Source organism: Streptomyces mauvecolor, from assembly GCF_039532965.1.
Lineage (GTDB): Bacteria > Actinomycetota > Actinomycetes > Streptomycetales > Streptomycetaceae > Streptomyces > Streptomyces violascens.
This window is the reverse complement of the sequence record NZ_BAAASQ010000009.1, coordinates 428285-451150: the sequence shown is the minus strand read 5'-3', so window position 1 is coordinate 451150 and position 22866 is coordinate 428285. Positions and strand designations below refer to the sequence as shown.

Below are 22866 nucleotides of genomic sequence, written 5' to 3'. Positions count from 1 at the left end.
CAGCGACGGCTGTTCCGGAATTCGAAGGCGGCTCGAGGCAATCCCGAATTCCTTCCGCATCACGGAATGCGAAGACGACCGAAAGACGTGCGAGGCGAGGCAGATCATGGACGCTCCCACGACGACGGGCGACAGCGGCTCTTCCGACGGCAGCAATGGCGAGCGGGGTTGGTTCACTCCGCCGAACAAATCCTCTGCCAGTCCCAGCAGGTTGCGGCGGGATGAACGCGATGGTGATGCGGGAAGTTCCGTTCATGTCGATACGGAGAACGGCCTGCCCCGCAGGACTCCGAATCCCATTCACCCGGTCGGCAACGCCGAGGAGCGAATACGCAGACCGGCGCCGCCCGGACCACCCGCCGCGCCGACTCCCCTCTCCCGCCCCGAAGACAACCCGGGCTACGAGAGGACCCACCACCCCGCACAGGACGCGGACATCACCGGCGAAGAGGGGCGGTCGCACGCCGAGGCCGGCCCCGTGGAGGCGAGCCAAGACCTCGCTTCCGGCACCTGGCCCGCGGCGGCGGCTCACGACACACCGGTTCACCGCACGCCTCCACCGGACATCGCGGACGCGCCGGACCCCGACCCCCGTGGCGGCACGCAAGCCGACCCGGAAGGCGGAGCCGCACCGAAGGCCGCCTCCCCCACCGCCGTCCTCATCCGGCGCACCATGGCGGAGATCGATCCCGTGGCCGACAAGGTCACGTCCTACTTCTACGCGCTGCTCTTCGTCCGGCACCCCGATCTGCGCGCCCTCTTCCCCGCCGCGATGGACACCCAGCGCGACCGCCTCTTCAAGGCCCTGCTGACGGCCGCCGAGCACGTGGACGACGCCGACACCCTCGGCGACTACCTGTCCCACCTCGGCCGCGGCCACCGCAAGTACGGGACCCGGCCCGAGCACTACCCGGCCGTCGGAGAGTGCCTCCTCGGCGCGCTGGCCCGGTACGCGCCCGACACCTGGAACCCGGACACCGAAGCGGCCTGGGTCCAGGCCTACACCGCCATCTCGCAGATCATGATCGACGCGGCCGCCGTGGACGAGGCCGTCTCGCCCGCCTGGTGGCACGCCGAGGTCGTCTCCCACGAGCTGCGGACCCCCGACATCGCGGTCGTGACCGTACGCCCCGACCAGCCCTACCCCTTCCTCGCCGGTCAGTACACGACCCTGGAGACACCCTGGTGGCCGCGGGTGTGGCGGCATTATTCCTTCGCGTCGGCCCCTCGCTCCGACGGTCTGCTCTCCTTCCATGTCAAGGCAGTTCCGGCCGGCTGGGTGTCCGGAGCCCTCGTGCACCGCGCCCGGCCCGGCGATGTCATCCGCCTCGGTCCCCCAGCCGGTTCCATGACCGTGGACCACACCACGGACAACGGCCTGCTGTGCCTGGGCGGCGGCACCGGCATCGCCCCGATCAGGGCGCTGGTCGAGGACGTCGCCGAACACGGCCGCCGTCGCCTGGTGGACGTCTTCTACGGTGCGCGCAGCGGCAGCGACCTGTACGACATCGACCCGCTGCTGACGCTGGCGCGCAAGCACCCGTGGCTGTCCGTACGCCCGGTCGTCGCGACCGGCCCGGCGGGCGGCCAGGTGAACAGCATCAGCGGTCAACTGCCGGACGCCGTACGGCAGTACGGCCCATGGCGGGCGTACGACGCGTACCTGTCGGGGCCGGCGGCCATGGTGCGCAGCGGGGTGGACGCGCTGGTGGGAGCCGGCATGCCGTCGAGCCGCATACGGCACGACTTCATCGAAGAGCTGGTCATGGCGGGAGACTGAGGACTTGGCGACAGAGATCGAGCACGGCAGGGCTGCGGAGCGGGCAGGTGTACGGCCGGGGAGCGACGGCGAGCACCTGATGCAGCGCCACCTGGGTACCACGGAGCGGGCCGACCGCTTCTACGACGAGCAGGTCCTCGACCAACTCAACCAGCACATGCGGGAGTTCGTGGCACGCCAGGAGATGTTCTTCCTGGCCAGCGCCGACCGCCGGGGCGAGTGCGACTCCACCTTCCGGGCCGGCCCGCCCGGCTTCGTCCGGGTCCTGGACGAGCGCACCCTGATGTACCCGGAATACCGGGGCAACGGCGTCATGGCCTCGATGGGCAACATCGCGGAGAACCCCCAGGTGGGCATCCTGATGGTCGACTTCACCCGGGACCGCATCGGCCTGCATGTCAACGGCCGGGCCCGCATCCTCCTGGACGAGGAGGTCCGCGCCCACCACCCCGACATCCCCCCGGACCCGGCCCCCGGCCGCCGCGCCCGCCTCTGGGTGGAGGTAACCGTCCAGGAGGCGTACATCCACTGCGCCAAGCACATCCCGCACCTGCAGAAGGTCCCCCCGCAGCAACGTGCGGCCCGCGACTGGGGCACGGACGACTACCGCCGCAAGGGCGGAGACTTCTTCGGCGCGGCGGAGCAGGCGGCGTCGTCCGGCCATGCCCGGCATGACGGCATCCCTTCCACCACCACCTCCGGCTCCGAGGCGTACTGACTCGGGCTCATGGGCGGCCGTCGGGAGCAGGGCGGTTCCGCCAGGTCTCAGCGGGCGCGCTTCCGGGCCTCGGACGGGGGCGGGATCATCTGGAGGGCGAGGGTGGCCGGGGGTTCGGCGATGCCTGGGCCGCCTTGTTCCGCCCAGGTGAGGATGTCATCGGTGGCGTCGTCGTCGAGGATCCAGCCGAGCCAGGTCGCGCGGGCGCCGCGCCCGCGCGCCTTGGCCGAGGGCTGGACCACCATCACGTTGGCCTGGCCGCAGGGGCCCAGGCAGTCGGTGGTGCGCACCGCGATGCGGCCGTCCGAGGCGGCGGCCGCCGCCCGGAGCCGGGCGAGCTGACCGGCGTGGTCGGTGCCGGGGTTCTTGGCGGCGTCGCCACAGCAGCAGCCCCGGCACACGACGAGGGTGCAGGGGCGTGAACCGGCCGCGGCTATCGAGAACTTGGGCATGCGATCAGCCACCCACCGCACGGAAGGTGTCCGCCGACTTCCTTGCCACGTCGATCACTTGACGTCCGGAGCGCGGGGCGAGCGGCAGCGCCGCGATACGGCCGATCGGATCGGCGAGGACGAGCGCCGTGCGCGCGGGATCGGGAGTGGCGGGCTCGCCTTCGAATGCGGTCATGGCGGCACCGTACCGGCCCCGATGATCTCGACAGTACGCCGGGGAGCTCTTCGGGCCACGAGTGGGCCGCACGCAGGGGCGGGTCGGGAGCGGGTTCGTCACGCCTCGTGCAAGCGCGCCAGGAGGGCCATGAGGCGGCGCGCTTCGGCGGGGGCGAGCGGTGCGAGAAGCTGGGCGTTGGCTGTTTCGGCCGCGGCCGCGCAGCGTTCGACGAGGTCCTGGCCGGCCGGGGTGACGGTGACCGCGTTCTTGCGACGGTCCCTGGGGTCGGGCTCGCGGACGGTGAGGCCGTCGGCCTGGAGGTCATTGAGGATGCCGACCAGGTCCTTGGGGTCGATGGCCAGCCTGCGGCCGAGGTCGGCCTGCGCGATCGGGCCGAGTTCGGACACCGCGGCCAGCACCGCGTGATGCATCATCTTCACGCCCTGCTCCGCCAGCGCCTCGGCGACCAGGCCCCGACCGCGCGCCGCGACCCGGCCGATCAGCCAGCTCGGCAGCGACTGGATGTGCTGGAGCGGAGGGAGGGCCGGCGCCTCGGGCCCGTCGGCGGAGGGCCCGGAAAGCGCCGCGTCAAGCCCGCCGCCGTCGGCACAGACGCCACTTGCCGGTACCGGGCCGAGCGCGCTCTCGGCCGTCCGAGTCCCACCAGTCGTGCGAGCCATGTGCACAGCCTAACCCCAAAACATTGGACTTCCCAACGATCCAAATGATGTCTATCGTTGGGACTCCCAACGAATTCCCCACCCGGAGGGTGCCATGCGTCGCGTCCGATACGAAGTCAACGGCGGTCCCGAAGTCCTGTTCGTCGAGGACGTCGCAGCACCCGTGCCCGGGCCGGGCGAGCTGTTGATCGACGTCGAGGCGATCGGCGTGACCCTGCCGTCCGTACGCAAGGTCCGCGAGGGCAGCGAGCCGATTCCACTGGGCGGCGAGGTCGCCGGCACGGTGGCCGCGCTCGGCGAGGGCGCCACCGGGTTCGCCGTCGGCGACCGGGTGACCGGGCTCTGCTTCTCCTACGGCTATGCCGAACAGGCCGTCCTCCACCCGGCGATGACCTCGCACATCCCCGCCCATGCCACCGCCGTGGACGCCATCGCCCTGGTCCGCAGCGGCCTGGTGGCACGCGGCGCCTACGAATCCGCACGCCCCGAGCCCGGCGAGTCCGTTCTGGTCACGGCCGCCGCGAGTGCGATCGGCGCGATGGCCCTGCAGCTCGCGAAGGCGGGCGGCGCGACACGGGTCGTGGCCGCGGTCGGATCCGCCGAAAAGGCGGCTTTCGTACGGGAGTTGGGGGCCGACGAGGTCGTCCTGTACGGGGACGCGTCCTGGGGCGAGCCGGTCGACGTCGTGATCGACGCGGTCGGCGGCCAGCTCCTCACCCCGGCCGTGAGAGCGCTTTCACCGGGCGGGCGCCTCGTCGCGTTCAGCTCGGGCGGCGGCACCATCGAGGCGTACGACCTGCTCGTGGGCGGCAAGTCCGTCATCGGCTTCCAGATGGCCGTCATCGCCCGCACCAAGCCCGCGCTGTACGCCCGTTGGCTCGGCGAACTGTGGGAGCTGCACGCCGCGGGGAAGCTGCGAACCTCCGTCGCGGCCGAGCTGCCGCTCGCCGACGCGGCCCGGGCCCACGAGCTGATCGAGTCCCGCCGCAACCTCGGGAAGGTGGTGCTGGTTACGGGGCGGGCGTGACGGCGAAGGGGTTGCCGGGCCACCCCCGTCACCTGACTACCTGTCACATCACTGCGGCAGCTCAGCCACCCGCTGCCGGTCGCCCTGGCCCCCTGCCGTCCAAGGGGACTGGCCGACGGGACTACGACGACTCCTGCTCCCGGCGGAGCACGAGGTGCTCGTGATGGAGCACTCCGTCCCGGATGTCGCCCGTGGCGGTGAACCCGGTGTCGTCGACGTAGTCCAGGTGGCTGCCGGTCACCGTGTACCGGCCGGTGTACGCGCTGCGCCGCCCGCCGCGGGCTTCGTCGTAGCGGCCGTCCGGCAGCAGCTCCTGGCGGATGTGGCCGTCCGCGGTCACCCACATCCCGACCACGTCGATGTGGTCGCCCTCAACGGTCCCGGCCATGGCGGACTCCTCTCCTCGCAGGTGCGGTGCTTCCCGCTCCACCGAGTCTGGGCAGGTCAGCGGTCATCGACCAGGACGCGTGCTGCCTGGGTGCGGCACACCCGGGCAGCACACCGGGCCGGCCGCCTAGCCTGACCGCATGGACGACAACCACCTGGGGGACTTCCTGCGCGCACGCCGCGCGGGCCTGCGGCCGGAGGACATCGGCATGGCGAGCTATGGGACCCGGAGAGTCGCCGGGCTGCGCCGCGAGGAGGTGGCGGTCCTGGCCGGAGTGAACGCCGACTACTACACCCGCCTGGAACAGGGCCGTGAGCGCAATCCCTCACCCCAGGTGGTCGACGCGCTCAGCCGTGCGCTGCGCCTCGACGCGGACGCCCGCGCGCACGTGTTCCGGCTGGCCGGAGCCACCCCGAACGACCGGCTCTCCGTCCACACCGCCGAACGGGTCGGCCCGGCGCTGCGCCGGCTGATGGACGGTTACCCGGACACTCCGGCGTTCGTCATGAGCCGGACCCTGGACCTCCTCGCCGTGAACGCCCTGGCCGATGCCCTCTACGCCCCGTTCGAGCCGGCGGACAACTTGGCCCGCATGACGTTCCTCGACCCCGCGGGCCGCACCTTCTACCCGGGCTGGGACCGGGCGGCGCGGGCCACCGTCGCCAACCTTCGCGAGGCAGCCGGATTTGACCCGGACCACCCACGGCTGCGCGAACTCGTCCGCACCCTGACCGAGCACAGCGCGGAGTTCACCCGCCTCTGGAACGCCCACACCGTGGGCGGCAAGACCCAGGACGCCAAACACCTCCTCCACCCGGACGTCGGCCCCCTCGCTCTCACCTACCAGGCCTTCGACGTACGCGAAGCACCCGGCCAGCAACTCGTCATCTACCACGCCGAACCGGGCAGTCCCAGCGCCCAGTCCTTGAAGCTGCTCGGTTCCGTCCACGCCACCCGACACCGCCCCGCCCCGGGGCCCCACCACTGACCGGCCTCCCCGCCTCGCGATCCACCCTCGCCGGCCGCGCCGTCCCGGCCCGTCTCGGCTTCAGCGAGTATCTCCGCCGGGCCAACGAACCCCTCGCCCCCGCCGAGACCGGCGAGGATCAGGTGGGGCGGCTGACTCGTGGCGAGGCCTGGGCCAGTTCCGCCACCGAGGTTTCTTGATCATCCCGCTGGTGCCCGGGCGCCCCGTCCCGGGCTCGGCGCTTGGCGATCACCGCGCAGACCATCAGCTGCATCTGGTGGAACAGCATCAGGGGCAGCACCGCCAGTGAGGCCTGGGGGCCGAACAGGACGCTTGCCATGGGGAGGCCGGCCGCCAGGCTCTTCTTCGAGCCGGCGAACTGGATCGCGATCCGGTCGCCCCGGCCGAAGCCGAGCCGCTTCGCCCCGTACCAGGTCAGCGCGAGCATCGCGGCAAGCAGCACGGCCTCGACGGCGAGCAGCGCGCCGAGCCTGGCCGCGCTGACCTGGTGCCAGATGCCGCGGACCATGCCCTCGCTGAACGCGCTGTAGACGACCAGCAGGATCGAGCCCCGGTCGACGTACGAGAGCACCTTCTTGTTCCGGACGAGGAACCCGCCGACCCAGCGCCGCAGGAACTGGCCGGCCAGGAACGGCACCAGGAGTTGCAGGACGATCTTCAGGAGCGAGTCCGCGGAGAAGCCGCCTCCGCTGTTGCCCAGCAGGCCGGCCGCGAGCAGCGGGGTGAACAGGATTCCGGCGATGCTGGAGAAGGAGCCCGCGCAGATCGCGGCGGGTACGTTGCCGCGGGCGATCGAGGTGAACGCGATCGACGACTGAATCGTGGAGGGCACGAGGCAGAGGAAGAGCAGGCCGTTGTAGAGGTCCGGCGTCAGGACGAACGGGACGAGCCCCTTCGCCGCCAGACCGAGCAGCGGGAACGCCACGAACGTGCAGGCCAGGACGGTGAGGTGGAGCCGCCAGTGGCGCAGTCCGTCCATCGCCTCGCGGGTCGAGAGGCGGGCCCCGTACAGGAAGAAGAGGAGCGCGACGGCTCCGGTCGAGGCGCCGCTCGCGACGTGGGCGGCCGGCCCGGAGGCCGGGAGCAGGGCCGCGATTCCCACCGTCCCGAGCAGCGCCAGTATGTACGGGTCGACCGGCAGCCAGGACGGCAGCTTCGGGGTGCGGCGGCTCATGTGCTCCACTTACGGTGCGTTTATGTGTGTCCGATGGCGTGCGGGCCCGGATCGTGCCCTCTCGATGGTCCTCCTCTTCCGCCCGATCGGGAATCCCGTACACCACTCTCACTGTCATCACGTTCCGCGATGAGCAGCGCTACCGTGGGCGGCATGTACGACGCGAACCAGCTCCGGACTTTTCTCGCCGTCGCCCAGACCCTGAACTTCACGCAGGCCGCGCGGAGGCTCGGGCTGCGGCAGTCGACGGTGAGCCAGCACGTCCGCCGCCTGGAGGAGGCGGCCGGACGGCAGCTGTTCAGCCGGGACACGCACAGCGTGCGACTGACGGAGGACGGCGAGGCGATGCTCGGCTTCGCGGGGACGATCCTGGCCGCGCACGAGCGGGCCGCCAACTACTTCACCGGAACGCGGCTGCGGGGCCGGCTGCGATTCGGCGCCTCCGAGGACTTCGTCCTGACGAGGCTCCCGGAGATCCTCCAGTCGTTCCGCCGCGACCACCCCGAGGTCGACCTGGAGCTGACCGTCGAGCTGTCCGGCACCCTGCACCGGCGGCTCGAAGCGGGCCGCCTCGACCTGGTGCTCGCCAAGCGTCGGCCCGGCGACAACCACGGCGAGCTGGTGTGGACGGACGAGCTGTGCTGGATCGGGGCTCCCGGCCTGCGACTCGACACCGAGCGGCCCATCCCGCTGATCCTTTTCCCACCGCCCGGCATCACCCGGGCGCGGGCGCTCGAAGTCCTGGAGGAACACGGGCGTTCCTGGCGCATCGCCTGTACGAGCGGCAGCCTCAGCGGCCTGATCGCGGCGGCCCGGGCAGGCCTCGGCGTGATGGCCCACACCCGCGGCCTGATCCCGCCCGGCCTCGACCCGCTCCCGGCCCGCGCGGGCCTTCCGGAGCTCGGCGGGGTGGACTTCGTGCTGCTGCACAACCGGCGGGGCTCGGCCGCACAGGAGGCGGCAGGCGCGCTGGCCTCGGCGATCCTGGCGGGCGGCGACCGGCTGCACGCGGGGCGCCGGACGGGCTGAGCGCCTGTGTGCGCATGCCGTCCGCGGTCCGGGCGGTGTCCGCACACGGGCTCTGCGCGCTAGCGGGTCGGCGCCGGAACGCTGAGCTGTTTGATGCGGCGCAGCTTCGTCGTCGTCTCGATGTGCTGGATGCCGTCGAGGGTGCCGAGCGGGCCGCTGAGGTAGGCGTAGAGCTCGGCCGTGCTGCGGGTCAGGACCGTCGCGACCAGGTTGGAAGGGCCGGCGGAGGCGGAGACGAACGCGGCCTCGGGATGGCGGGCGATGGCTTCGCCGACGCTGTGCAGCGCGGCGGGCGCGGCCGTGATCCACAGCGTGGTGCCGACCGGGAAGCCGATGAGTTCCGGCCGGTACTCGACGTCGATGTACAGGGCGCGCGAGGCGAGCAGCGCGGCGAGCCTGCGTTTGACCGCCGACTCCGAGCGCCCTGTGGCGAGTTGGAGCTCGGGACAGGTGGCACGGCCGTCCCGTTCCAGGGCCCGGACGAGGGGCTCGTCCTCCGGTGCGATGCGGACCGGGACATCGGGCCGCGGCAGGTCCGGGCTGAGCTCGGCGGCCTGCGCCTCGCTGAGCGCGCCGGACTTCATGAGCCAGCCGCGGCGGCCCCCGAAGAACGTGTGCAGCATCTGGTAGGCGCGGATCTCGACGATGCGCTGGGTGCGCGGCAGCTTGCCCAGCATCAGCTCGTCGCGTTCGCCGTCGCTGCGCGGCCGGGTCATGCAGATCACCTCGGTGCCGCCCGCGGCCAGCGCGATCCATGCGGTGTCGGGCCGGCGGGCCAGCGCGGTCGCGATGGCCTCCGCGCTGTCCGGGGTGCAGCGAAGCCGCAGCATCCACTGATCCTGGCCGAACCGCTGGCTGTCGCGGACCGCGACGACCTTCAGGCCGACATCGGCGCACAGCCTGCGGTAGCGGCGGGCGATCGTCTGGTCGGAGACGCCGAGTACGGCGGCGATCCGGCTGAACGCGGCTCGCCCGTCGCGCTCCAGCGCATGGAGGAGCTGTCGGTCGAGCTCGTCGAGACTGTGGGATTCCATGCGCTGAAGCCGCTCTCCTGTCGAATTCCGGCGGACTCGTGCCGCCGAGCGTCCTGATCGTCCGGTGATCACCGATCGTACGGAGGTACACGCACCGACCGGAAGATCTCGGGGAGTTGAGGACATGCGTATATGGGGGCCGCTGACAGCGGTGTGCCTGGGGACGTTCATGTTGTTGCTGGACGTCTCGATCGTGGTGGTGGCGCTGCCGGACATGGCGCGGGCGCTGCACGCCTCGCTCAGTGATCTGCAGTGGGTGATCGATGTGTACGCGCTAGCACTGGCCGCGCTGCTGCTGGGCGCGGGCGCCGCGGCCGATGTGCTGGGCCGGCGACGGGTCCATGTGGCGGGGACGGTGGTGTTCGCGCTCGCCTCGCTGGGCTGTGGGCTCGCCTCGAACGCCGGGCTCCTGGTGGCGGCCCGAGCGGTGCAGGGTATGGGTGCCGCCGCCATGTTCGCCACCACACTGCCGTTGCTCGGCACTGTGTACCAGGGCAAGCAGCGCTCTGTGGCGCTGGGTATGTGGGGTGCGGTCAGTGGCGGCGCCGCGGCGGTCGGCCCGGTCATCGGCGGGCTGCTCACCGAGGAGCCCGGCTGGCGGTGGATCTTCTTCGTCAACCTGCCGGTGAGTGTGGCGTCGGTGTGGCTCACCCTGCGCGTCGTACCGGAGTCGAAGGGGGCGCCGGGCCGGCGGGTCGACTGGGCGGGCACGGCGGCGTTCGCCTGCTTCGCGGGTGCGGCGACGTATGCGACGGTGCGGGCGGGCGATGTGGGCTGGACGTCGGCGTCCACGCTGGGTGCCTATGGCCTCGCCGTGCTCTCTCTGCTCGTGTTCGCGGTGATGGAGCGAAGGGCCGCACACCCCCTGCTCGACATGGCGCTGCTGCGCAGGCCTGCTCTGGCAGGTGTGCTGCTGGGGGCCTTCGGTTTCAGCATCGCGGCGTTCGGGGCCGTCCCGTACCTCTCGATCTGGTTGCAGACCGTGCTCGGCATGAGCCCGCTCCGCGGCAGCCTGGTACTGCTTCCGCTTGCCGGAACTTCCTTTGTGGTGGCGGCAGTTGGAGGACGGCTGCTCCACGTGGTGCCGGCCAGGTTCGTGATCGGCGGCGGGCTGCTGCTCGTCGGGATCGGCGGGTTCTGCATGGCGGTCCTGGACGCCGGTTCAAGCTGGCCCGCGCTGATGCCGGGGCTCGCGCTGGTCGGTGTCGGTACGGGCCTGGTCTCGCCGGGGCTCGGTGGCGCGGCGCTTGCCGCGGTGCCGCCGGCCCGGGCGGGGATGGCGGGCGGCGCGGTCAACACGTTCCGCCAGCTCGGGTACGCGCTGGGCGTCGCCGTCCTCGGCACGGTGCTGACCTCCCGGATGCAGGACACTCTGGGGGCGGCGGCACACACCGTGGCGGGCGGCGGCGCCGGGTCACTGCGCGGCACGGCATCCGAGCACATGGCGTCCAACCACACGGGCTCCGATCACATGGGGTCCGGCCACACAGCGCTCGACCACATGGTGCGCGCCGCCTTCGCGTCCGGCTTGAACATGGTGGCGGTGGTCGCGGGAGCGGCCGGGATCGTGGCCGGCGTGCTGGTGCTCGCCCTCGTACGCGCTCGGCGTGACCAGCCCGCCGAGGGCAGCCGGGACCTGGGGCGGGAGCACATGCCGGTGGCAGAAACCGTGTAGGCGCGGCACGCGGCGCCGGAGCGTGGTCCGGACCAAACCCCGCACAGCCGTGGGCCGAGGGTGACCGGAGCGTACAGATTCCGTGGAGATTGCCTTCCGCAGAACCCACCTTTGAGTCAGCAATGCGCCCGAGCGGTCCCCATGTGGGCCCGTTTCGGGCGCTGACCTGTGAAGACACCGTCCGTCTCGACTTGCAGGAGACCCCTGTCACCGAAACTCCCCGTGAGGTACGGTCACCGCGCTGTGCGGAGCGCCACCGGGAGTGGCCACACCCCGGAGGGAGGCAGGTCATTGCGCGAGTTCACGGTCCCACCCATGGCGACGGCGCCTCAGGTCGGCGGGCTGGCGGACGCGGTCTTCGACCATGCCCTGGACGACCCCCACCGCGTCGCCCTCTGCCGCAAGGACGACTCCGGCACATGGCAGGACGTGACCGCCGCCGCGTTCCGGGACCAAGTGTTCGCGCTGGCCAAGGGGTTGATCGCGGACGGGGTGCGGTTCGGGGACCGGGTCGCCGTCATGGCGCGCACCCGCTATGAATGGACGCTCTTCGACTTCGCCCTGTGGACGATCGGGGCCCAGCCGGTGCCGATCTACCCGACGTCCTCCGCCGAGCAGGTCTTCTGGATGCTGCACGACTCCGAGGTCACCGCGTGTGTGGTGGAGCACGAGGACCACTCGATGACGATCGGCTCGGTCGTCGACCGCCTCCCCCACCTCAAACGCCTGTGGCAGCTGGACACCGGGGCGCTGGAAGAACTGCTCAGAATCGGTGAGTCCATCGACGACGAGGTGGTCCACCGGCATCGCCGGGCCGTGACACCGGAGTCGGTGGCGACCGTCATCTATACCTCGGGCACCACAGGACGCCCCAAAGGGTGTGTGATCACCCACGCCAACTTCATGTTCGAGACGGACATGCTGATCTCCCGCTGGGAGCCGGTGTTCCACTCCCGCCCCGGCGACGAGGCGTCCACGCTGCTGTTCCTGCCGCTGGCCCATGTTTTTGGCCGCATGGTGGAGGTCGCCGCGATCCGGGGCCGGGTGAAACTGGGCCACCAGCCCGCCCTCTCCGCATCCGCGCTCCTGCCCGACCTGCAGTCCTTCCGGCCCTCCTTCATCCTCGCGGTCCCGTACATCTTCGAGAAGGTCTTCAACGCGGCCCGCCGCAGGGCCGAGGCGGACGGGAAGACGGGGCCGTTCGACAAGTCCGTCGACATCGCGGTCAAGTATGCGGAGGCCCTGGAGCAGAAGGCCTTCGGCCTCGGGCCCGGCCCCTCGGCGGCGCTGCGGATGCAGCACCAGTTCTTCGAGAAAACGGTGTACGGCAAGGTCCGGGAGGCGATGGGCGGGCGGGTGCGGCACGCCATGTCGGGCGGCTCCAGTATGGGCCGCCGGCTCGGCCTGTTCTTCGAGGGCGCGGGCGTGACGATCTATGAGGGCTACGGCCTGACCGAGTCGACCGCCGCCGCGACCGCCAATCCCCCCGAGCGCACCCGTTACGGCACGGTCGGACAGCCCATCCCCGGCACCACCGTGCACATCGCCGACGACGGAGAAGTGTGGATCCACGGCGGGCAGGTGTTCTCCGGCTACCTCAACGAGCCGAAGGCCACCGAGGCCGTGCTGCGCGAGGGCTGGCTGGCCACCGGGGACATCGGGGCGCTCGACGAGGACGGCTACCTCACCATCACCGGGCGCAAGAAGGAGATCCTGGTGACCTCGGGCGGCAAGAGTGTGTCGCCGATCGCCCTGGAGGAACGGGTGCGAGCCCATCCCCTGGTCGCCCAGTGCATCGTGGTCGGCAACGACCGCCCCTACATCGCGGCCCTCGTCACCCTCGACCAGGAGGGCGTGGACCACTGGCTCGCCATGCGCGGCAAGCCCCCGCTCACCCCCTCCGAGCTCGTACGCGACCCGGATCTGGAGACCGAGGTACGCCGCGCGGTGGTGGCCGCCAACACCCTGGTCTCCCAGGCGGAGTCGATCCGCACGTTCCGGATACTGGCCCACCAGTTCACCGAGGAACACGGCCTCCTCACCCCGTCCCTGAAGCTGAAGCGCCGGGCGATCGAGAACGCGTACGAGGTCGAGGTGGACGCGCTGTACCGGTGAAGGGGCACACCGGCCGGGGTGAAGCCGGGCGCACTCGGCGCTATGACGAGCCGATGTTTCGGTGCTACAGAATGCCGATGTTGGTGAGCGGGATGTTCCAGTCGTTGCTCTCGGCATGGCGGCCTGGGTCGTCCTGAGCCGCGGCCGGCAGCGGGAACAGCATCAGTCCGGCGACAACCACGGCCAAGACGGCGGCGACACGACGCTTCACAGTTACTCCTCACGAGGCCGGTACCAGTACCGGCCCACGCTGCTCCGAGCCGGGGCATGAGCACTGCATGCCCCGACGCAGACGCGCAACGGGGCATGCAGCAACTGCCGACAACCGGCATACATACAGAGAGTCGCCCTTGGGGCGTAGTGCGGCTGGGTCTACTGCATGCCGCCGTACGTGGCCACCGCGTTGGCCTGCGAGCTGGCCACAGCGGTGCCGCCTCCATAAGCCACGGCGTTGGCCTGCGAGGTGGCGACCGCGACGGCCCGCGGGTAGACCGGGGCGGGGGCCGGGGCGGGCGCGGGTGCGTCATAGCCCGGTGCAGGTGCGTCATAGCCCGGTGCGGGGGCGTCATAGCCGGGGGCGGGGGCGGGGGCGTCGTAGCCATCGGCGAAGCTGACTCCGACACCGAGGGCGGACAGCCCCGTAACCGCTGCTACTAGGACGGCAGCGCGCTGAAACTTGCGCATGGTTTGGCCCTTTCCTACCTGGGCGCGAAGCCCTGGGTTGATTGCTCAGCGTGAAGATATATATAAAAATCGCGGCAATCTGGGACCTTTGCCCTGGCATGTGTCGTGTCGGCTCACGGCGGGACACCTCTCGCCCCCTGTCCTGTGTGGTGAGCGCACGCCTGCTCAACATGGCCCGGGGTATGTGGAGTTGGCTTGTCCGGGGCGGGGTGAGGGAATCTCCCCTCCCCCGTCACACCCGTCCGACGGGCCGTGTCAGTGCGGTGAGACACAGAGACCGATACGGGCATCGACCCGCCCGGTGGGTCCGCCGAGCGAAGGGAACGACACCATGCTGACCAACGTCATGTACGTGACCATCTACGTCACCGACCAGGACCGCGCCCTCGACTTCTACACGGAGAAGCTGGGCCTGGAGAAGCGGCTCGACTTTCCGGGGCCCGACGGACGCTTCCTCACCGTGGGTGCTCCCGGGGGTGGGTTCGAGTTCATCCTGTGGTCGCACCCGGCCTCCGCGGGTCAGCCCGTCGAGCCGGGTGCCACGCCCGGGCCGGTCATCCTCGAATCGGACGACCTGCGCGCCGACTTCAAGGTGCTGCGCGACCGCGGTGTCGTCTTCGACCTGCCCGAGCCGGAGGACTACCCGTTCGGCGTCCGCATCGAGGCCGTGGATCCCGACGGCAACCGCATCTCGCTGCGCCAGCGCGGTGGCGGAACCCGCAACAGCTGACCGACCGGCAGAGCACACGCGCCGCGTGCGGAACAGCGCCGCTGGTGCACTGGGGGTGACTCCCCCTGCACACCAGCGGCCAGCCGATTCCAGTCAACTCCCTTACAGCCAAGCCTACTTGACCAGCACCTTGAAGATCTTGTCCGAGCCCGCTTCCCCCGACCCGTTGTTGTCACCATTCGTGGTCGAGAGCCAGAACGCGTCCTCCCCCGGCACCTTGGTGACCGTACGCAGCCGGCCGTAGGAGCCCACGTAGTACGCCGTCGGTGTGCCCACGTTCTCCGTGTCACCCGTGATCGGGATGCGCCAGAGACGCTCGCCCTTGAGAGCCGCCATGTAGACGACGTTGCGGACGATCGCGATGCCGCTGGGCGAGGCCTGGCCGGTGGGCCAGCTGGCCTTCGGGTTGGTCATTCCGGCCGTGCTGCACGAACCCTCGCACGTCGGCCACCCGTAGTTGGCACCCGGCTTGATGAGGTTCAGCTCGTCCTTCTTGCTGTCGCCGAACTCGGCCTCCCACAGACGGCCGTTGCGGTCGAACGCGAGGCCCTGCGGGTTGCGGTGCCCGTAGCTGTAGACGTAGTTGTTGAACGGGTTGCCCGGGGCCGGCCTGCCGTCCGTGGTCATGCGCAGGATCTTGCCGTTGAGGGAGTTCTTGTCCTGGGCGAGGCTCGGCGTCTGGGCCTCGCCGGTCGAGGCGTACAGATAGCCGTCGGGACCGAAGGCGAGGCGCCCGCCGTTGTGGTACCGGTTCTTCTTGATCCCCTGGAGCAGCACGGTGTAGCTGCTGAGAGCACTCCCGTTGTACGTCATGCGCACGACGCGGTTGCCTTCCGCCGCGGTGTGCATGAAGTACACATAGTGGTTGGTGGCCCACTTGGGGTCGACGGCGACGCCGAGCAGGCCGCCCTCACCGTCGGTGGTGACGGCGTTGGGGACGCTTCCCACCTGCGTCCTGGTCCCGTTCGGTGTCACCTTGTACACCTTGAAGCTGTCCCGCTCGGTGACCAGCGCGCTGGAGCCGTCCGGCATCCAGTAAGTCCCCCATGGAATGGTCCAGTCGCTGGAGAGCGTGGTGATGGAGGACGGGACTCCGCCGTCGGTCCGGCAGGTGGCCGTGGTGAAGGACACCGCGTTGCTGGCCGGCGATGCGTTGCCGCCCGCGTCCTTGGCGACGACGGTCAGCGAGTACGGGCTGTCGCAGGCGAGGCCGGTCAGGGTGGTGCTGGTGCCGGGCGGGTTGCCGGTGACCGTCTTGTAGACGTTGTCACCGCTGCGCACCTCGTAGGAGGTGACACCCTTGTCGTCGGTGGCGGCGCCCCACGTCAGGTCCACGCTGTTGGCCGTGACGTTGGACGAGGTGAGGGTGCCGGGCTTGGTGGGCGGGGTGGTGTCGGTGCTGGGTGAGGTGGTGCAGTCGATCGCGGGGCTGGCCTGCGAGACATTGCCGGCCGCGTCGCGGGCGAGCACCGTCAGGTTGTAGGTGGTGTGGGGGGTGAGCCCGGTGAGATGGTCGGAAGTGAGGCTACCGTCCACCTCATTGATCTTGTTGCCGTGCTCGTAGACGTCGTACTTCGCGACGCCCACGTTGTCGGTGGAGGCTCCCCAGCTCAGCGTGAGGGCGCTCTCGGTGACCGCCGAACAGGTGGGTGCCGCGGGCCGGGTGGGGGCCTGGGTGTCGCCGCCCGATGCCCCGAAGTCGATGTAGTCGATGTTGGCGAGGCCGTCGGCGGTGGTCGAGGCGAGGCGGATCTTGTTGCTGCCCGCCTTGACCGCCACCGTCAGGGTGGAGTCGGCCCATGTGTCCCAGTTCGTCGTGGCGTCGAAGGGGCGGGCGGAGGATACGACCGTGCCGTTGACCGACACGTCGGCGGGACGGTTGGCTCCCGTGCCGTTGGCGTAGCGGATGGCGATGGTGGCGTTGCCCGCGGCGGCCGCGTTGACGGTGACCTCGACATAGGCGCCGATGGCATTGTTGGAGTTGACGAATCCGCTGCCGGAGTAGTTTTTGTGGTTGGTGTCGACGGTGCTGCCGGCCGAGCGGGTGCCGCTCTCGGCCTCGTAGCGGGTGGACGCGGCGTTGGCCTGCTGCGGCGCCGCCTGCACCAGGCCCGCGCACAGCAGCAGCACGGCGGCCGCGGCCACCTTCCGGGCCCGGCCTCTCGCAGGGCGTGGGGGTGTTGCGAGACGCATATGATCCTCCGTCAGGAACCTTGCGGCACCCAGTAGTTGCCGGATGCCACGATCATGGACTGGAGCTGCACGCTGGCGCCGTAGTAGAGCTTCGGATCGACCGGGGAGGCGGCCAGCTTGCTCCAGAGCGCGTCGAGCCAGGCCTGGGAGCCGGGGTCGGTGAGCGCGGCGACGGCGAACGGCGCGGTGAAGGCCATGTCCTTGCCGCTGTCGAACGCCGAGCCGTCGAGGTGGTAGCCGGTGACGATCTTGCCGGGGTCGCCGCCGGTCTTGCTCTTGATCCAGCCGTTGAGCTTGCGCGCGGAAGCGAGCGAGGCGGCATCCCCACCGGTCACCGCGTCCGCGCCGATCCGCCACGCGTCGCGGCAGGCGTTCCAGCCGTAGTCGCCGTCGTTGGCGGATTCGAGCACCTTGCCCGGGGCGGGCTTGGGCGTGCTGTTGGTGCTGACGACGAAGTCGGCCAACAGGCCGGTATTCGCCGCGTACTTGGACTGCTGAGAGGTGATCACCTTCTGATGCGCCGCACGCACGGTGTCCCACGTTCCGTCGCCCGTAGCCGTCTTGAAGGCCCGGAAGTGATCGGCCATCCAGTCCGAGGAGCGCGAGATCCAGTAGTGCGACTCACCCGGAGTCGACCAGTCGCCGAGCAGCATCAGATGCGTGGTGGGATTCACCTCGCTCTTCTTGATGGCATTGATGTGCTTGACGGCCAGACTCTTGTAGTCGTACGTCCCCGAGCTGCCCCACTGCCTGTCGGCGAGCAGCAGCCCGTAGGCGACGTCGAGGTCGCCGTCGGTCGCCGAGTCCGAGCCGTCGATGCTCTTGCAGGACTTGTCCTGTTCGGCGGCGAGCAGACCGGAGTTGTTGGACGAGGGGTGGGCGAGGACGTACTTGACCATGCCGTCGAAGATCTTCCTGGCATCGTTGTCGGCGCCCGCCATCAACGCGGTGACCACCATGCCGTATCCCTGGCCCTCCCCCACATAGGGGTGGTCGGCGTCCGGCGAGAGCGTCTCGTACCAGCCGTTGCCGCAGTTCTGCTTCACGAACGCGGCCTTCCACGCCTTGTACTTGTCGATTACTTGTCGATCGATCGCCGATGGGCTGCCGGACGGCTTCAGTACCCCTTCCGCATAGGGGATCTGATGGCTTCCGAAGGGGATGGCGGGGCCGCTCGGTGCGGCGGTCGCGTGCGGTGCGGCCGCCAGGGCGCCCGCCACGAGGCCCGCCGTGGCGGCAAGGGCCGAGAGCGCTCGCCTGCGCTGCTGATGCGTCATGTCGGCCCGCCCTCAGCCCGCGTACTGGGAGACGATTTTGGTGAAGGCGTACGGGGACTGGCCGACCCCGCTGCACGAGTCGCCGGCACTCCCGCCCCCGGAGCACTGCCGGTCGCGGTTGACCGCCCAGAACGTGAAGCGCGCTATGTGGTGCTGCTTGGCGTAGCCGAGCATGGTCTGGAAGTCGCCGGTGGTGACGGTCTCGTCGGACTCGTCGGTCTTGCCGTTCATGGAGGACACGCCGATGTGGCGGTAGGCGGCGTCGTCGCTGTAACCGTAGGCGCTCTTCACCGCGGCCTTCAGGCCTTCGAGAGCGCCCACCGTGGCCGAGCCCATCGACCCGCTGTGGCTGCCGAAGTCGAACGGCATGATCGTCCAGCCGTCGTTGGCGAGCCCGGCGGCCGCCCCCTTCTTGATCAGGTCCTTGCCGTTGGCGTCGGGGCCGTTCGGTGTGGTCCCCATGGTCACGTAGGTGACGATGCCCGGGTTGTCGGTCTTGACGATCTTCAGCGCGCTCACCACCCGCTGCCGCACGGTGGCGTTCGAGAACTCGGTGTCCTCGATGTCGATGTCGAGTGCCTTCAGGTGGTACGCGTTGATCACCTTCTGGTAAGCGCCCGCGAGCGCCGAGGCGCTGGAGCACTTCTCGCCGAGCTTGTTGCCGCTCCAGCCGCCGACGGAGACGACCACGTCGCCGCCCGCGCCGCGGATCGACTTGATCGCGCTCTCGTCGGATCCGCCGGTGAGCGCGCGCGAGCCGTCCCACTTCGGGTTGCAGCCGCCGTCGGACAGGACGAAGGCGAGCGTGAACCACTTGACGCCGGTGGCCGCCATGACGTCGGTGGGCTTCTGCGGATTGCCCCAGCCGAGGTACTCGTACGGGGCGACCGCCATGGCGCCGGACGCGGCGGCCGCCTGTGGGGCATCGGCCGCACTGGCCTGGGGGACGGCGGCGATCAGGGGCAGGAGCAGACAGCCTGCGCCGGCGAGGGCCGCGGTGAGACGGCGCGGGGGTACGACAGTGTGCACGGGGGGTTTCCTTCCGTGGGGCTTATGGGGCCTGGGGGAAATGGGTGCTGGAGAGCTCGGGCGCTGGGGTGCTGGGGATTGCTTGAGGGGGGTGCGCGCGGGGCCACTGGGGACCACGGGGTTGCGGAGCCGCTCCGGGCCCCGCAAGCCACCGCGTTAGGAAAGCTTCCTAACCATCACTGCATCGCAGCGCCTGGAGCGCCTGGTGTCAATGACTCGCACGGGACCAAATCGCTTTACCCGTACATGAGTTGAGGCCCGGAGGGCGGGCTCTCTCAGCTCCGGTGCGGGCCAGGGGTGCGGGCGAGTCCAGGTGACGCGTAAGCGCTCCCGAGCCATGCCTCGTCGATCCGCAGCCGCTTGTAGCGAGCGGTGTCCGTCGAGGCCGCGTACGTGCTCGTCACCTCCAGGCGGACGTGTCCGGTGGAGACGGCCGGGATGTCGATGAAGGCGACCCCCCGCGCGCTCGGCAGGGTGCCGGACTTCACCGGGCTCCCCCAGTTCTTGCCGTCCGCACTGACGTACACCTTGTAGCCCTTGATCCGCGCCGACTGCTCGGTGTCGGAGCGCGCGTAACTCACCGAGTCCTCACGCTGGTTGATGCCGAGATAGCGGACGGTCTTCGCCGTTCCCAGGGTGAAGTCGAGCCGCACCGGGAGGGTCCTGTTGCTGTCCCAGTATGTGAGGTAGTCACCGTCCCCGGCAGCCGCCGCACCATGCCCGCTCGCCGAGGCCGAGGCGCTCATGGTGTAGCCGGCCGGGTCGATGATCCCGGTGCGCCCCCTCGTGATCACCTTCAGGACCGTGTCGTAAGGGTCCCATCCGGACAGACCCGTGAGGCTGAGCGTGCCGCCGGACTGGGTGTACGCAATCGCCGCGCCCGTACGGAGGTTGGTCACTCCGGTCACCTGGTAGCCGTTGTCGCGCAGCCTGAGGGTGGAGCCGCTGGGCGGGGTGATGACATGGATGTACTGGAGGTTCGGGTCGGTCTTGCTGATGGTGGTGACACCCTGCGCGCCGTCGTTCCAGAACCCCGGTTTGAGGCCGCCGTACAGGTAGCCGCCGCCCTCGACGCCGTGCAGGGACAGCCAGATCGGCGCGAGGTAGCCGTCCGCGAAGTCGTTGAACGAAGCCTGGTTCGACGGGAACTTGCCGTTCACCTGGGCCGTTTCCGCCATGAGGGCCTTCACCGACGAGCCGGCGTTGGTGATCAGCCGTCCGAGGGTGAGCTTCTTGTCCACGGCCGGGTTCGAGCCGTCGTACCACCAGGCTCCGGTGGACGGCAGCTTGAAGTCGGCCTCGGTCAGGCGCGGTTGCGCGGTGTAGAGCGCCTGCGGGTAGTCGTACGACGGCGTCATGCCCGTCTTCTGCTCATTGCTGATCATGTCCATGATCGGCGTGTCTTCGTTGTTGTTGCTGATCGTGTAGGCGGGGCGTTTCTGGTAGATCTGCTGGTAGAGGTTGTGGCTGAGCCAGTAGTCGTTGTCGTTGTCGATCCAGAAGCCGCCGAGGTCCGGGTAGCGGTCCATGACCTCGAAGAAGTTGTCGTAACTGAACTGCCCGAAGCCGTCCCGGGTGGTCAGGTCGACCTTGCTGCCCTTGTAGGCCGAGTAGCCGGCCGAGTCGAGCCACTCATGGCCTCCGTCGGCGTGCCACTGCGGGTCGTCCGTCATGTACAGGATGGTTGTGAGGCCCTTGGCCTTGGCGGCCTCGATCAGCTCGCCCAGGAAGTCGCGCCGGGTCGAGCAGCTGCCAGGGATCTTGGATGGCCACGGCCGGGCGTAGCCGAGGCGGCTGTGGAAGGTGGCGAGGACGAGGTACTGGGCGTGCAGCTTCCGCGCCTCGTTCACCCAGTAGTCGGGGTTCCAGCCGCCGGCCGTGACGTCGGACTCCCAGGCGGAGCAGCTGGTGTGGGCGGGGGCCGTGCGCTCGCCCCAGTGCAGGAAGAGCCCGGAGGTGGAGGCGCGCAGGAAGTCCTGGCGCGGGTTCTGCAGATCGGCGCGCGCGGGGGCCTGCAGCGCCAGTGCGCCGAGTATCAGGGCCACCACGAGCAGGAGTCTTGTGGTCGGGCGGCCGCGCCTGGCCGAGAGCGCTCTCATGCCGGTCCCTCCGGGTGGTCGAGGTGAGCCGCGCGGATGGCGGCGCGAGGTGCTCCGGCAGCGGCTTCCCGCGCGCCGCAGGACGGGGTGGAGCCGGTGCCGCTGATGCGCAGGGCGCCGCCGGTGGAGTTCGTGCTGTCGGCGACGCAGTAGCCGCCCGTCATGTTCTGGAAGCCCAGGTCGTACGGGCTCTTGGCGCCGCGCTGGACGGTGAAGCGGGTGAACGTGACCGGGCCGCCGCCGTTGGCGATGACCGCGGGCCGCCCGTCGTCGGCGGCGAACCGCACCGAACTGTCGGTGAAGGTGACGTGGTCGGCGTTGTGGAGGTACCAGCCGTAGGCGGGCCGGGTGCCGATGGAATTCGGGTTGTAGTCCGTCGCGTTGTTGCCGGGCAGAGCGGTGGACATGGTGGCGTTGCCGCCCGGCAGGGTCAGGTGGACGTTGGTGAACGTCACCCCGTCGATGTGGTGCGTGCCGGACTCACCCCACAGGGTCGGCGAGAACGACGGGCTGCTGCCGGTCGCCGTGATGTTGTCGTACGTGATGCCGGAGATGTGGCCCACACCCGGACTGTTGCCGCAGCGTTTTCTGGTCCCGGTCTTCAGCATGATCGGCGAGTGCACGTCGGTCATGGTGATGTCGCGGTAGTGGACGTCACTGATGTCGGCGCCGTCCATCGACACCATGCCGAGCCCGGACTTGTCGGCGCCGTTGATGGCGATGCCCTGGAACTGGTAGTCGGTGAAGTCGCCGCAGGTCTCCGAGCCGAACATCAGGGCATTGCAGCACTTCGCCGACAACTTGCTGTCGTGGACGGTCACATGACCATTCGCCAGCTTGGCTCCGAGTGCGTAGTCGCTCTTGAAGACGAGGGCGTCGTCGTTGGCCGCGATGGTGGCGTGGGTGATGGTGACATGTGTCGTGCTGATGATGTTCCAGCCGTCGCGGTCGCTCGCCGTGTCGATGGTGAGGTGGTCCGAGGTCACGTGTGTGCAGCCGTTGATGAGAGCGGCGAAGTGGCCGCCCCGGCGCAAAGTGATGCCGCCGCCCAGGGTGAGCCCGTCGCAGCGGGTCAGCGACAGGATCTTGTCGGCCTGGCCGGACTTGGGATTGCCGGTGATGAGGTTGCCGCCGCCGTCGATGACGCCGGATCCGGTGAAGCCGATGTTGGTCAGCCGGTCGCCGTAGATCATCGCGTTGTGGAAGTGACTGTGCCCGTAGTCCTGGTACTGGTCGTACGAGTTGGGCTCGGGTGCGTCGTACTTGCCGGCGTTCGAGCCCTTCAGGATGGCCCCGGAGTCGAGTTGCAGGGTGACATCGGACCTCATGTGGAGGGTGTTCTGCGACTTGTACGTGCCGGAGGGGAACCGCACGGTTCCGCCGCCCGCGGCGTTGGCCGCGCTGATGGCCCTGTCGACGGCGGGGCTGTCATTGGCGGAGCCGTTTCCCTTGGCGCCGTAGTCCTTGACGTTGAACTCGGGTGTGGATGCGGGTGGTTGACTCGGTGACGCGGGACGGGTTGCGGATGGTGCGGCGAGTGCGGTGGTGGTGGGTTGCACCAGTGCCAGTAACCCGGCAAGGAGCAGCCCCACGAGCGTGGGCCTTCTCTTCATGTAGGGGCGCATGCAGGTGTCTCC

At 69.9% G+C, this 22866-nt stretch carries 21 protein-coding genes; 8 read left to right on the top strand and 13 right to left on the bottom strand.

Translation table 11 applies throughout. From position 1 onward, the window contains the following. Window positions 1-478: 478 nt before the first annotated feature. Complete coding sequence (locus ABD346_RS14615; protein ID WP_381229847.1) at window positions 479-1780, top strand: globin domain-containing protein; 1302 nt, start codon at window positions 479-481, stop codon at window positions 1778-1780. 4 nt (window positions 1781-1784) lie between these two features. Further along, window positions 1785-2498, top strand: a complete 714-nt coding sequence (locus tag ABD346_RS14610) for a pyridoxamine 5'-phosphate oxidase family protein (RefSeq protein WP_344375063.1) — start codon at window positions 1785-1787, stop codon at window positions 2496-2498. 47 nt (window positions 2499-2545) lie between these two features. Here the strand turns inward: ABD346_RS14610 and ABD346_RS14605 are convergent, their stop codons facing one another. The 3 genes from ABD346_RS14605 to ABD346_RS14595 all read right to left on the bottom strand — a co-directional run bounded on the left by ABD346_RS14605 (window position 2546) and on the right by ABD346_RS14595 (window position 3787). Then, entirely contained in the window at window positions 2546-2950 is a 405-nt protein-coding gene (locus ABD346_RS14605; RefSeq protein ID WP_344375155.1) for a thioredoxin domain-containing protein, read from the bottom strand. Between the two features lie 4 nt (window positions 2951-2954). Next, window positions 2955-3125: a hypothetical protein gene (locus ABD346_RS14600; RefSeq protein WP_344375061.1), complete on the bottom strand. Its 171-nt coding sequence runs from the start codon at window positions 3123-3125 to the stop codon at window positions 2955-2957. A 98-nt stretch (window positions 3126-3223) separates the two neighbouring features. Further along, complete coding sequence (locus ABD346_RS14595; RefSeq protein ID WP_381229852.1) at window positions 3224-3787, bottom strand: MarR family winged helix-turn-helix transcriptional regulator; 564 nt, start codon at window positions 3785-3787, stop codon at window positions 3224-3226. A gap of 94 nt (window positions 3788-3881) precedes the next feature. Here ABD346_RS14595 and ABD346_RS14590 point away from each other — a divergent pair, with 94 nt between their 5' ends. Next, window positions 3882-4814, top strand: coding sequence for a quinone oxidoreductase family protein (locus tag ABD346_RS14590; RefSeq protein WP_344375060.1), 933 nt, complete (start codon window positions 3882-3884; stop codon window positions 4812-4814). Window positions 4815-4935: 121 nt separating this feature from the next. On the opposite strand, the gene ABD346_RS14585 is transcribed toward ABD346_RS14590, so the two are convergent. Beyond that, window positions 4936-5202: an Atu4866 domain-containing protein gene (locus tag ABD346_RS14585; RefSeq protein ID WP_344375059.1), complete on the bottom strand. Its 267-nt coding sequence runs from the start codon at window positions 5200-5202 to the stop codon at window positions 4936-4938. 139 nt (window positions 5203-5341) lie between these two features. On the opposite strand from ABD346_RS14585, the gene ABD346_RS14580 reads away from it, so the two are divergent. Next, window positions 5342-6190 carry a helix-turn-helix transcriptional regulator gene (locus tag ABD346_RS14580; protein WP_344375058.1) on the top strand — a complete coding sequence of 283 codons (849 nt, stop codon included), beginning with the start codon at window positions 5342-5344 and terminating at the stop codon, window positions 6188-6190. Between the two features lie 118 nt (window positions 6191-6308). Here ABD346_RS14580 and ABD346_RS14575 read toward each other — a convergent pair whose 3' ends face one another. Beyond that, window positions 6309-7364 carry a bile acid:sodium symporter family protein gene (locus ABD346_RS14575; protein ID WP_344375056.1) on the bottom strand — a complete coding sequence of 352 codons (1056 nt, stop codon included), beginning with the start codon at window positions 7362-7364 and terminating at the stop codon, window positions 6309-6311. 153 nt (window positions 7365-7517) lie between these two features. Here ABD346_RS14575 and ABD346_RS14570 point away from each other — a divergent pair, with 153 nt between their 5' ends. Continuing rightward, a complete protein-coding gene (locus ABD346_RS14570; RefSeq protein ID WP_344375152.1) occupies window positions 7518-8393 on the top strand; it encodes a LysR family transcriptional regulator in 876 nt (291 codons plus the stop codon). A 59-nt stretch (window positions 8394-8452) separates the two neighbouring features. Here ABD346_RS14570 and ABD346_RS14565 read toward each other — a convergent pair whose 3' ends face one another. After that, entirely contained in the window at window positions 8453-9427 is a 975-nt protein-coding gene (locus ABD346_RS14565; RefSeq protein WP_344375055.1) for an Lrp/AsnC family transcriptional regulator, read from the bottom strand. Between the two features lie 124 nt (window positions 9428-9551). Here ABD346_RS14565 and ABD346_RS14560 point away from each other — a divergent pair, with 124 nt between their 5' ends. Next, the gene (locus ABD346_RS14560; protein WP_344375053.1) at window positions 9552-11102 is read left to right on the top strand and encodes an MFS transporter; all 1551 of its coding nucleotides are present in this window, start codon (window positions 9552-9554) and stop codon (window positions 11100-11102) included. A gap of 315 nt (window positions 11103-11417) precedes the next feature. After that, entirely contained in the window at window positions 11418-13217 is a 1800-nt protein-coding gene (locus ABD346_RS14555; RefSeq protein ID WP_344375052.1) for an AMP-dependent synthetase/ligase, read from the top strand. Window positions 13218-13281: 64 nt separating this feature from the next. On the opposite strand, the gene ABD346_RS14550 is transcribed toward ABD346_RS14555, so the two are convergent. After that, complete coding sequence (locus ABD346_RS14550) at window positions 13282-13428, bottom strand: hypothetical protein (protein ID WP_344375051.1); 147 nt, start codon at window positions 13426-13428, stop codon at window positions 13282-13284. A gap of 161 nt (window positions 13429-13589) precedes the next feature. Beyond that, a complete protein-coding gene (locus tag ABD346_RS14545; protein ID WP_344375050.1) occupies window positions 13590-13901 on the bottom strand; it encodes a hypothetical protein in 312 nt (103 codons plus the stop codon). Window positions 13902-14232: 331 nt separating this feature from the next. Here ABD346_RS14545 and ABD346_RS14540 point away from each other — a divergent pair, with 331 nt between their 5' ends. Next, window positions 14233-14631, top strand: coding sequence for a VOC family protein (locus ABD346_RS14540; protein ID WP_344375049.1), 399 nt, complete (start codon window positions 14233-14235; stop codon window positions 14629-14631). 114 nt (window positions 14632-14745) lie between these two features. Here the strand turns inward: ABD346_RS14540 and ABD346_RS14535 are convergent, their stop codons facing one another. The 5 genes from ABD346_RS14535 to ABD346_RS14515 form a co-directional block, all read right to left on the bottom strand. Next, window positions 14746-16824, bottom strand: a complete 2079-nt coding sequence (locus ABD346_RS14535) for a PQQ-dependent sugar dehydrogenase (protein ID WP_344375047.1) — start codon at window positions 16822-16824, stop codon at window positions 14746-14748. Between the two features lie 11 nt (window positions 16825-16835). Next, the gene (locus ABD346_RS14530; protein ID WP_344375046.1) at window positions 16836-18101 is read right to left on the bottom strand and encodes a family 8 glycosyl hydrolase; all 1266 of its coding nucleotides are present in this window, start codon (window positions 18099-18101) and stop codon (window positions 16836-16838) included. 12 nt (window positions 18102-18113) lie between these two features. Further along, window positions 18114-19130 carry a chitinase gene (locus tag ABD346_RS14525; RefSeq protein ID WP_344375045.1) on the bottom strand — a complete coding sequence of 339 codons (1017 nt, stop codon included), beginning with the start codon at window positions 19128-19130 and terminating at the stop codon, window positions 18114-18116. Window positions 19131-19405: 275 nt separating this feature from the next. Continuing rightward, window positions 19406-21229: a discoidin domain-containing protein gene (locus ABD346_RS14520; protein ID WP_344375043.1), complete on the bottom strand. Its 1824-nt coding sequence runs from the start codon at window positions 21227-21229 to the stop codon at window positions 19406-19408. Next, window positions 21226-22854, bottom strand: a complete 1629-nt coding sequence (locus ABD346_RS14515; RefSeq protein WP_344375042.1) for a glycoside hydrolase family 28 protein — start codon at window positions 22852-22854, stop codon at window positions 21226-21228. The genes ABD346_RS14520 and ABD346_RS14515 overlap by 4 nt, the downstream gene beginning before the upstream one ends. Window positions 22855-22866: the final 12 nt, after the last annotated feature.